The sequence below is a fragment of the Rhodococcus sp. ENV425 genome (assembly GCF_002887785.1).
Lineage (GTDB): Bacteria > Actinomycetota > Actinomycetes > Mycobacteriales > Mycobacteriaceae > Rhodococcus > Rhodococcus aetherivorans.
This window is the reverse complement of the sequence record NZ_PCZU01000099.1, coordinates 1-10251: the sequence shown is the minus strand read 5'-3', so window position 1 is coordinate 10251 and position 10251 is coordinate 1. Positions and strand designations below refer to the sequence as shown.

Below are 10251 nucleotides of genomic sequence, written 5' to 3'. Positions count from 1 at the left end.
GCACTCGATGTAGTACTGCTCGAGAATCATTCGGATCTCCCTCTCCTCGGTCACCAAGACCGGTGGCGTTCTGCGTTGACCCATCCTGACATATACCCCCATGGGTATGTCAAGTACCCCCTGGGGTATACCGGCGAAGCACGTCGCACCGCCGCCACGACCCCGCCGGCACGCCTTGCACATACCCCCTCCCGTATGCTTATCATTGCTGCGGACATACCCCCCGGGGTTTATGCACGAAGCCCGATCGCACACCCCGCGATCACGACCACCGATCCGAAAGGCCCCCATGACCGAGCCGAGTCCCGCCACCCTCGATCCCACCGCCCTGCGCGAGCTCCTCGACTCCGGCAAGAACGTCCGCGTCGTGGACGTCCGCACGCCCGGCGAGTTCGAGTCCGTGCACATTCCCGGCGCCTACAACGTCCCCCTGGACCTGCTGCGCGAGCACCGCGACGAGTTCCTCGCCCACCTCGACGAGAACGTCGTCCTCGTGTGCCGGTCGGGCCAGCGCGCCACCCAGGCCGAGGAGACTCTCCGCACCGCCGGGCTGTTCAACGTGCACATCCTCGAGGGCGGCATGATGGGCTGGGAAGCCAAGGGCTTCACCGTCAACCGCGGCACCGAGCGCTGGGACCTCGAACGCCAGGTCCGCCTCGTCGCCGGCTCCATCGTGCTGACCTCCGTCCTCGGCAGCATCGCGGTACCCAAGCTCAAGTGGCTCGCCGCCGGCGTCGGCGGCGGCCTGAGCTTCGCCGCGCTCTCCAACACCTGCGCGATGGGCATGGTGCTCTCCAAGCTGCCCTACAACCGCGGCGCCTCGTGTGATCCGCAGACCATCGTCGCCCAGCTGGTCGACTCGAAGACCGCTACGGCCGAAAGGAACTGATCATGATCGCGCTGACCGTTGCGCTGGCGGTCCTCGTCGGCGTCACCCTCGGATTGCTCGGCGGCGGAGGTTCGATCCTCACCGTCCCGCTGCTGGCGTACGTCGCGGGCATGGATGCCAAGGAAGCCATCGCCACCTCGCTGCTCGTCGTCGGCGTCACCAGCGCGGTCGGCGCGATCTCCCACGCGCGGGCAGGCCGCGTCCAGTGGCGCACCGGCATCCTGTTCGGCCTGGCCGGCATGGCCGGTGCCTACGCCGGCGGCCTGCTCTCGCGTTTCATCCCCGGCAGCATCCTCCTGCTCGCCTTCGCCGCGATGATGATCGCCACCGCCATCGCCATGCTCCGCGGCCGCAAGAACAAGACCACGGGCCCGGACGGCACCCACTCCATGCCGGTCGGCAAGATCCTGCTCGACGGCGTGGTCGTCGGCCTGGTCACCGGCCTCGTCGGCGCCGGGGGCGGCTTCCTGGTCGTGCCGGCCCTGGCCCTGCTCGGCGGCCTGCCCATGCCCATCGCCGTCGGCACCTCGCTGATCGTGATCGCCATGAAGTCGTTCGCCGGCCTCGGCGGCTACCTGTCCACGGTGCAGATCGACTGGCGCCTGGCGGCAATGGTCACCGGCGCCGCCGTCGTCGGCAGCCTCATCGGCGGCCGCCTGACCGCCATGGTCGACCCGGACGCGCTGCGCAAGGGCTTCGGCTGGTTCGTCCTGATCATGTCCTCGGTCATCCTCGCCCAGGAGATCCACCCCCTCGTCGGCATCACCGCGGCGGCACTCACCCTCCTCGCCGCCGGCACCACCTACGCCTGCAGCCGCAGCGACCGCTGCCCCCTGCAGCGGCTCGGACGACGGACGGAAGCCGCCACCTCGGCCGCCTGACGGACTCACAACCCGGACGAAAGTCACTATCGGCATCACGGCCCGGCGCCTAGAGTTCGGAGTATCCGCTCCGGATTCCCGCGCCGGGCCGTGATGCCGTCCCGGTTCGAGGTGCGGCCGGAGCGAAACCCGACTGTCGCGGCGGCCCGTGTGAGAAGTTACCGAGATGAGCAACGCATCCGACCGCCACATGCAGCAGACGGACTACCTCACCTGGAGCATGGAGAAGGATCCCGCGCTCCGGTCGACGATCGTGGCCGTCGTCCTGCTCGACGCCTCACCCGACTGGGACCGTCTGTGCGAGATGATGGACCGCGGCACCCGGGAGGTGCCCAGCTTCCGGCATCGCGTGGTCGAGGTGCCGTTCGGTCTCGCGCCGCCGCGATGGGTCGCGGATGCGAACTTCGACCTGTCCTGGCACATGCGCCGGGTCTCCCTTCCCGGGCCGGCGAACTTCGACGACGTCCTCGAGTTCGCCCGGACCACGGCCATGGCCGCGTTCGACAAGGACCGGCCGCTGTGGGAGATGACGGTGGTCGACGGACTCGCCGGCGGCCAGGCCGCGCTGCTGATCAAAGTGCACCACGCCCTCACCGACGGAATCGGCGGTATGCAGATCACCGCGCGGCTGGTCGACTTCGACCGCGACGGCACGCCCCGCGATCCGGCCCCGGAACCGCCCGCCCCGGAATCACCGGACAGCCTCGACCTGGCCGCCGAGGCGATCGGCTGGGACTGGTCCCAGCTCCGCGGACTCGCGGGCCGCGGGCTGGCCTCGATCTGGCCGACCACCCGGGCGGTGGTCACCAACCCGATCGGTTCCGCCCGCAACGCCGCGGGGGTTGCGGCGTCCGTCGCCCGCTACCTGCGCCCGATCCTGCGGCTCGAATCCCCGGTCATGACGGAACGCACCCTCAGCCGCCGGCTCCACGTGATCGACGTCCCGCTCGACCGGCTGCGCGACGCCGCCCACCGCGGCGGCGCCACCCTCAACAGCGCCTTCCTGACCGCCGTCCTCGTCGGCCTGGCCGAATACCACCACCGCCACGGATCCGACGTCGACGAGCTGCGGGTCACGATGCCGCTGAGCATCCGCACCGATCAGGACACCCTCGGCGGCAACCGGATCAACCTCGCGCGTTTCCCGCTTCCCGTGCGCTCCGACGACCCCCTCACGCTCATGCAGGAGGTGAACAGGATCGTCGAAGGCTGGCGCCACGAGCCGGCGGTGCCGATGGCGCAGACCCTCGCCACCCCCCTCAATCTGCTCCCCCCGGCCGTCGTCGGCGAGATGCTCAAGCACGTCGACTTCCTCGCCTCCAACGTGCCGGGTTCCCCGGTGGCGCTGTACGTCGCCGGCGCGAAGGTGGAACGGTACTACGCCTTCGGCCCCACCCTCGGCTCGGCGTTCAACGTCACCCTGATGTCGTATCTGCACACGTGCTGCGTCGGGTTCACCCTCGACACGGGGGCGATCCCCGACCTCGAGGTGTTCGACGACTGCATGCGCGACGGATTCCACGCCGTCCTCGAAGCCTGACCCGCCGGTAGGCTGGACGGTGACCGTCCAGTCCGCCGGAAGGGACCGCCGTGGAACTCCTGCTGATCGTCGCCGTCCTCGTCGCCGTCGTGTTCCTGGTGTCCGCGGCGCAGCGGAAGAAGTCGGGGCGTGGCGCCCACGAACTCGACGACGCGAAGGCCGACGCCCGGCAGGCCATCGAGCGGCTCGGCGGCCAGATCTACAACCTCACCGGCACCGACACCGCCTCCAAGCAGGCCCTCGCCGATGCGTCCGAGCGCTACAACGCCGCCGGGTCACAGATCGAGCAGGCCCGCACACCGGTGCAGGCACGGCTGGCCAAGCAGACCGCTCTCGAGGGGCTGTACTACATCCGGGCGGCCCGCCTCGCGATGGGCATGGACCCCGGTCCCGATATCCCCACGCTCGAGGGCCAGCAGACGGCCGGCCGCGTGACCGAGAACCGCGAGATCGACTTCGAGGGACGCACGGTGGCAGCCTCACCGGCCCCCTCGTCGCGCACCCCGAACTACTTCCCGGGCGGGCGCGTCGCGGGCCGGCCCGTGCCGGCGGGCTGGTACTCGGAGCCGTGGTGGAAGCCCGCCCTCGTCGCCGGGGCGTGGGGCGTCGGATCGATGCTGCTGTTCTCGGCTATGTTCTCCGGCATGGCCGGGGTGCCGTACGACGCGCAGGCCTTCGAGCAGGGCTTCGACTCCGGATACGACCAGGGTCTCGAGGCCGGCCAGGACGGCGGGGACTACGGCGACGCCGGCGGCGATTACGGCGGTGGTGACTACGGCGGTGGTGACTACGGCGGGAGCGATTTCGGGGCCGGCGGGGACTTCGGCGGGTTCGACTTCTAGCCCACCTGGCAGGCGGGGCACCAGAACAGGTTGCGGCCCTGCATGACCGAGTGCAGCACCGGCGTGGTGCACAACCGGCACGGCTCACCCGCACGCCGGTAGACGTAGGTCCGGGGACGGCCCTTGGCGTAAGCCGGTGCGCCGTGGTCATGTTCGCGCCGCACGACGTGGATCGCGCCGCGTCGCACCCCCGTCCGCATCAGAACGACGAGATCGTCCCAGACGGCGTCGAACTCGGCTCTGGTGAGATCACGGCCGGGGCGCTGCGGATGGATGCCGTGCCGGAACAGGACCTCCGCGCGGTAGATGTTGCCCACCCCCGAGATCACGGACTGGTCCATGAGCAACGAGCCGATGGCGCTGCGGGACTTGGTGATTCGCGTCCACGCCCGTTCGGGTTCGGCGTCCCGCCGCAGCGGGTCGGGACCGATCCGCGCGGCGATCGCCTGCACCTCGCCCGGGGTGAGGACCTCGCACGCGGTCGGACCGCGCAGGTCGGTGCCGAACTCGGCGCCGACCATGCGCATCCGTACCTGACCGACCGGATCCGTCAGCGGAACCGGCGCCTCGGTGAACGAGCCGTACAGACCCAGGTGCACGTGCACCGTCAGGCCGTTGTCGTAGTGGTGCCACAGGTGCTTGCCCAGCGCCTCGGCGCGGAGCAGCACCCGGCCGTCGACGAGCGCCGCGTCGTCGGCGAAGCGGCCCTGCGGGCTCGACACCCGCACCGAGGCACCCGCGAAACGTCGCTGGTGCAGCCGGGCGAGCCGGTGCAGGGCTGGTCCCTCCGGCACGGTGGATCAGGCTCCGTTCGTCAGGCCGGCGCGCCGGGAACTTCCGGGGCCACGCCGGTCTTCTCGTACTCGCTCAGGATGTCGATGCGCCGCTGATGCCGTTCCTCCCCCGACCACGGGGTGGCGACGAACGCATCGACGATGGCGAGGGCCTCCTCCAGGCTGTGCATGCGACCACCGATGCCGATGAGCTGCGCGTTGTTGTGCTCACGGGCCAGCTTGGCGGTCTCCACGCTCCAGGCGAGGGCACAGCGGGCGCCCGGCACCTTGTTCGCGGCGATCTGCTCACCGTTGCCGCTGCCGCCGAGGACGATGCCGAGACTGCCCTCGTCCGCGACGACGCGGCGAGCGGCCTCGATGCAGAATGCCGGGTAGTCGTCGAGGGCGTCGTACTCGTACGCGCCGCAGTCGACGGCCTCGTGGCCGTTGGCAGTGAGATGTTCGATGATCTGGTTCTTACGTTCGAAGCCGGCGTGGTCGGCACCCAGGTAAACGCGCATGCGTCAGATAGTAGGCAGCGCTGCTGCCGGTGCGTCCTTTGGGCGGCAGCAACCGCCCAAAGGACGCACCGGCGCCGCAGGCGCCTACTCGAAGCTCGGGTCCTCGGTGCGCGTGCGCTTGAGTTCGAAGAAGTGGGGATAGGACGCCATGGCCACCACCCCGTCCCAGATCCGGCCGGCGTCCTCGCCGCGCGGGATCCGTGAGAGCACCGGACCGAAGAACGCCACGCCGTTGACGTGGATGGTCGGCGTGCCGACGTCCGGGCCGACCGCATCCATGCCGGCGGCGTGGCTGGCGCGCAGCGCCTCGTCGTAGGCGTCGGTGTCGGCGGCCTGCGCCAGGTGCGGATCCAGGCCCAGGTCCGCGAGGGACTTGGCGATCACCGCCGGGAAGTCCTTGTTGCCCTCGTTGTGGATCTGGGTGCCCATTGCCGTGTACAGCGGCTCGAGGATCTCGTCGCCGTACTTCTGCGCCGCGGCGATCGCCACCCGCACCGGACCCCACGCCCGCGTCATCAGTTCGCGGTAGACCTCGGGCAGGTCGTCCTTGCCCTCGTTGAGCACGGCCAGGCTCATGACGTGGAACTTCGCCTCGATGTCGCGGACCTGCGCCACCTCCAGAATCCAGCGCGAGGTGATCCAGCACCACGGGCACAACGGGTCGAACCAGAAGTCGGCGGTGTCCTTCGAAATCGGGTCGCTCACGGGGTCTCCTCGCTGCAGAAAATCGGACTACGGTCCGATTCAACGTCGGCCGTCGCCCAATTCTTCCCGAACCGCCGGTTCCCGCGCCGTCGCCGACGTACCGTCGAGGAACCGGTGCCGCACGGAACGGGGATGCGCGATGTCCAACGAGAAACTCTTCGTCATCGTCGGCGGCGGGCTCGCCGGGGCCAAGACGGCCGAGCAGTTGCGCGCCCGCGACTTCCCCGGCCGGATCCTCCTCCTGTGCGAGGAGGAACACCTTCCCTACGAGCGACCACCGCTGTCGAAGGACTACTTCGCCGGCAAGAAGCAGCTTGCGGAGTTCACCGTGCAGCACGGTGACTGGTACCGCGACCACCGGGTCGAGGTCGAACTCGGCGTCACCGTCACCGCGCTCGATCCTGCCGCCCACACGGTCACGCTGCCCGACGGTTCCACCGTGCGCTACGACAAGCTCGCCCTCGCGACCGGTTCGCGCTCGCGGCGCATCCCGCTGCCGGGCGTCGACGCCGCGGGCGTGCACATGTTGCGCACCGTCGAGCAGTCCGACGCGCTGCTTGCCGCCGTCCGCCGCGAGGCGGGGCCGGCGGCGCACCTGGCGATCGTCGGTGCCGGCTGGATCGGTCTCGAGATCGCCGCCGGCGCGCGCGGGCACGGCGCGGACGTCACCGTCGTCGAGGCAGCCCCCCAGCCCCTGTCCGCCGCGCTCGGTGAGCAGATGGGAGCCGTCTTCGCGAAGCTGCACCGCGATCACGGCGTGGACCTGCGCACCTCGACGACGGTGTCGGAGATCCTCACCGCCGAGAACCGCGCGAGCGGGCTTCGTCTCGGCGACGGCACCGAGATCCGGGCCGACGCGGTCCTCCTCGCGGTGGGCGCAGCGCCCAACGTCGAACTGGCCCGCGACGCCGGACTGGCGACGGAGGACGGCGGAGTGCTGGTCGATGCGTCCCTGGCCACCAGCGATCCGGACATCGTCGCGGTCGGTGACATCGCCGCCGCCGAGCATCCGCTGCTCCGGACCCGGATCCGGGTCGAGCACTGGGCGAACGCGCTCCACCAGCCCGACGTCGCGGCCGCCACCATGCTGGGCCGGCCCGCCTCCTACGACCGTCTGCCGTACTTCTTCACCGACCAGTACGACCTCGGCATGGAGTACGTCGGGCACGCACCCGGCGACGCGCGGGTGATCACGCGCGGCGACGTCGACTCCCGGCAGTTCCTCGCGTTCTGGCTCGACGCGGCCGGGCGGGTCTGCGCCGGGATGAACGTCAACATCTGGGACGCGGGTGACGACATCCGCGCGCTGATCTCCTCCGGCGAATCCGTCGACCCCCACCGGCTCTCCGATCCGGAGGTGCCACTCGCGGAGGTCGCCGGGTGAACCGGTCCCTCACATGATGGGATGGCAGGCGAGTCGCATCCCGTCGTGAGAAGGAGTTTTCCGTGGCACCACCGAATCTGACCCGCGAGCAGGCGGCCGAGCGGTCCGCGGTCCTGACCGTCGACAACTACCGCATCGAACTCGACCTGACCGACGGCGCGGGCGCTCCGGGAACCACCACGTTCCGTTCGACCACCACCGTCACGTTCGACGCCACGGAGGGCGCGTCGACCTTCGTCGACCTGATCGCGCAGACCGTGCACTCGGCCACCCTCAACGGCAAGCCCGTCGACGTCTCCGGATACACCGAGGAGAGCGGGATCGCGCTGAGCGGATTGGCCGCGCGCAACGAACTGACCGTCGAGGCGGACTGCCTCTACACCAACACCGGCGAGGGCCTGCACCGCTTCGTCGATCCCACCGACGGCGCGGTCTACCTGTACTCGCAGTTCGAGACGGCCGACGCCAAGCGGATGTTCGCGTGCTTCGACCAGCCGGACCTGAAAGCCAGGTTCGACATCTCGGTGAGCGCGCCCGCCGACTGGAAGGTGATCTCCAATGCCGCGACGGTGAACCCCGTCGCCGCCGACCCCGGACGGCACGTCTTCCGCACCACGCCCCGGATGAGCACCTACCTCGTGGCGCTGATCGCCGGACCGTATACCGAGTGGACCGACACCTACAGCGACGCGCACGGCACCATCCCGCTCGGCATCTACTGCCGTGCCTCCCTGGCCGAGTTCATGGACGCCGAGCGGTTGTTCACCGAGACCAAGCAGGGCTTCGGGTTCTACCACGAGAACTTCGGCATGCCCTACGCGTTCGGGAAGTACGACCAGCTGTTCGTTCCCGAGTTCAACGCCGGCGCGATGGAGAACGCCGGCGCGGTGACCTTCCTCGAGGACTACGTGTTCCGCTCCAAGGTCACCCGCTACTCGTACGAGCGTCGCGCCGAGACGGTGCTGCACGAGATGGCACACATGTGGTTCGGCGACCTGGTGACCATGCGCTGGTGGGACGACCTGTGGCTCAACGAGTCGTTCGCGACCTTCGCCTCGGTGCTGTGCCAGTCGCGTGCCACCGAGTACACGAACGCGTGGACCACGTTCGCGAACGTCGAGAAGTCGTGGGCCTACCGCCAGGATCAGCTCCCCTCGACCCACCCGATCGCCGCGGACATCCCCGACCTCGCGGCGGTGGAGGTCAACTTCGACGGCATCACCTACGCCAAGGGCGCGTCCGTGCTCAAGCAGCTCGTCGCCTACGTCGGCGAGGAACCGTTCCTCGCGGGGCTGCGGGACTACTTCCGTGAGCACGCGTTCGCCAATGCCACGTTCGACGACCTGCTGGCGGCCCTCGAGAAGTCGTCGGGCCGGGACCTGTCGGGGTGGGGCGCGCAGTGGCTCAAGACCACCGGGCTGAACATCCTGCGCCCCGATTTCGACGTCGACGACGACGGGCGGTTCACCCGCTTCGCGGTGATCCAGGAGGGCGCCGACCCCGGCGCCGGGGAACGCCGGGTGCACCGGCTCGCGATCGGGGTGTACGACGACGACGGTTCGGGCAAGCTGCTCCGCACACATCGCGTCGAGATCGACCTCGATGCCACCGAGCGCACCGAGGTGCCGGAGCTCGTCGGCGTCGGCCGCGGCAAGCTGGTGCTCGTCAACGACGACGACCTCACGTACTGCTCCGTGCGGCTCGATCCCCAGTCGCTCGAGGTGCTGATGGACCGGATCGGCGACATCGCCGAGCCGCTGCCGCGCACCCTGGCATGGTCTGCCGCATGGGAGATGACCCGGCAGGCCGAGCTGAAGGCCCGCGACTTCGTGGCGCTGGTCCAGCGCGGCGTCGCGACCGAGACGGAGGTCGGCGTGGTACAGCGGCTGCTGATGCAGGCGCACACCGCCCTCGGCAGCTACGCCGATCCCGGCTGGGCGGCCGAGCGAGGCTGGACCGACTACGCGAACCGGCTGCTGGAACTGGCCCGCGAGGCGCAACCGGGCTCGGACCATCAGCTCGCGTTCGTCAACGCGTTGACCACGGCCCGGCTCGCGCCGTGGCACACCGAGGTGCTCGGGGAACTGCTCGGCGCCGAGCCTTCCAGCGTCGGGCTGGCCGGACTGGTCGTCGACACGGATCTGCGGTGGCGGATCGTGCAGGCGCTGGCCGCGGCCGGGGAGATCGACGCGGAGGGCGTGGAGTCGCCGTTCATCGACGCCGAGGCCGAGCGGGATCCGACGGCCGCCGGTGCACGACAGGCGGCCACCGCGCGGGCGGCGCGCCCGCAGGAGGCCGTCAAGGAACAGGTGTGGGACACGGTGGTGGGCGACGACTCGATCCCGAACATCACCGCCCGCGCGATCATCGGCGGCTTCGCTCCGGCCGGCCAGTCGGAGCTGCTCGAGCCCTTCGTCGCGCGGTACTTCGCCGACGCTCCGGGCGTGTGGGAGCGCCGCTCCAGCGAGGTCGCGCAGACCGTCGTCGTGGGCCTGTACCCGTCGTGGTCGATCAGTGAGTCCTCCGTCGCCGCGGCCGACGAGTTCCTCGCCGGTGAGCATCCGCCCGCGCTGCGCCGGCTGATCAGCGAGGGACGCGCGGGGATCGTCCGGTCGCTGAAGGCGCGGGCGTTCGACGCGTCCTAGCCGCAACACGCGTGTGGCCGAATGTCACATCGTGTCGATCCGGGCGGTTTCAGGCGGCCGATGCGACAAGC

At 70.0% G+C, this 10251-nt stretch carries 9 protein-coding genes; 6 read left to right on the top strand and 3 right to left on the bottom strand.

Going from position 1 to position 10251, the window contains the following annotated elements; genetic code table 11:
• Positions 1-289 precede the first annotated feature (289 nt).
• The 4 genes from CQZ88_RS08350 (at position 290) to CQZ88_RS08335 (ending at position 4152) form a co-directional block, all read left to right on the top strand.
• Positions 290-889 carry a rhodanese-like domain-containing protein gene (locus CQZ88_RS08350; protein WP_006930562.1) on the top strand — a complete coding sequence of 200 codons (600 nt, stop codon included), beginning with the start codon at positions 290-292 and terminating at the stop codon, positions 887-889.
• 2 nt (positions 890-891) lie between these two features.
• Positions 892-1770 carry a sulfite exporter TauE/SafE family protein gene (locus CQZ88_RS08345; protein WP_006930561.1) on the top strand — a complete coding sequence of 293 codons (879 nt, stop codon included), beginning with the start codon at positions 892-894 and terminating at the stop codon, positions 1768-1770.
• A gap of 166 nt (positions 1771-1936) precedes the next feature.
• Positions 1937-3310, top strand: coding sequence for a wax ester/triacylglycerol synthase domain-containing protein (locus CQZ88_RS08340; protein WP_029543084.1), 1374 nt, complete (start codon positions 1937-1939; stop codon positions 3308-3310).
• Between the two features lie 50 nt (positions 3311-3360).
• Positions 3361-4152 carry a GA module-containing protein gene (locus CQZ88_RS08335; protein WP_065922672.1) on the top strand — a complete coding sequence of 264 codons (792 nt, stop codon included), beginning with the start codon at positions 3361-3363 and terminating at the stop codon, positions 4150-4152.
• On the opposite strand, the gene CQZ88_RS08330 is transcribed toward CQZ88_RS08335, so the two are convergent.
• From CQZ88_RS08330 to CQZ88_RS08320, 3 genes are all read right to left on the bottom strand, one after another.
• Positions 4149-4946: an Fpg/Nei family DNA glycosylase gene (locus CQZ88_RS08330; RefSeq protein ID WP_006930558.1), complete on the bottom strand. Its 798-nt coding sequence runs from the start codon at positions 4944-4946 to the stop codon at positions 4149-4151. The two genes, CQZ88_RS08335 and CQZ88_RS08330, sit on opposite strands and share 4 nt — an antisense overlap.
• A gap of 20 nt (positions 4947-4966) precedes the next feature.
• Positions 4967-5446, bottom strand: a complete 480-nt coding sequence (locus CQZ88_RS08325) for a ribose-5-phosphate isomerase (protein WP_029543077.1) — start codon at positions 5444-5446, stop codon at positions 4967-4969.
• An 84-nt stretch (positions 5447-5530) separates the two neighbouring features.
• Entirely contained in the window at positions 5531-6151 is a 621-nt protein-coding gene (locus tag CQZ88_RS08320) for a DsbA family protein (RefSeq protein ID WP_006930555.1), read from the bottom strand.
• A 139-nt stretch (positions 6152-6290) separates the two neighbouring features.
• On the opposite strand from CQZ88_RS08320, the gene CQZ88_RS08315 reads away from it, so the two are divergent.
• Both CQZ88_RS08315 and pepN read left to right on the top strand, forming a co-directional pair.
• Positions 6291-7535 carry an NAD(P)/FAD-dependent oxidoreductase gene (locus CQZ88_RS08315; protein WP_006930554.1) on the top strand — a complete coding sequence of 415 codons (1245 nt, stop codon included), beginning with the start codon at positions 6291-6293 and terminating at the stop codon, positions 7533-7535.
• A gap of 62 nt (positions 7536-7597) precedes the next feature.
• Positions 7598-10180: an aminopeptidase N gene (gene pepN, locus CQZ88_RS08310; protein ID WP_102799578.1), complete on the top strand. Its 2583-nt coding sequence runs from the start codon at positions 7598-7600 to the stop codon at positions 10178-10180.
• Positions 10181-10251 lie beyond the last annotated feature (71 nt).

What these genes read in the sequence shown, in the direction of transcription:
- CQZ88_RS08350 (WP_006930562.1), top strand. Translation starts at nt 290, where the DNA reads ATGACCGAGCCGAGTCCCGCCACCCTCGATCCCACCGCCCTGCGCGAG.
- CQZ88_RS08345 (WP_006930561.1), top strand. Translation starts at nt 892, where the DNA reads ATGATCGCGCTGACCGTTGCGCTGGCGGTCCTCGTCGGCGTCACCCTC.
- CQZ88_RS08340 (WP_029543084.1), top strand. Translation starts at nt 1,937, where the DNA reads ATGAGCAACGCATCCGACCGCCACATGCAGCAGACGGACTACCTCACC.
- CQZ88_RS08325 (WP_029543077.1), bottom strand. Translation starts at nt 5,446, where the DNA reads ATGCGCGTTTACCTGGGTGCCGACCACGCCGGCTTCGAACGTAAGAAC.
- CQZ88_RS08315 (WP_006930554.1), top strand. Translation starts at nt 6,291, where the DNA reads ATGTCCAACGAGAAACTCTTCGTCATCGTCGGCGGCGGGCTCGCCGGG.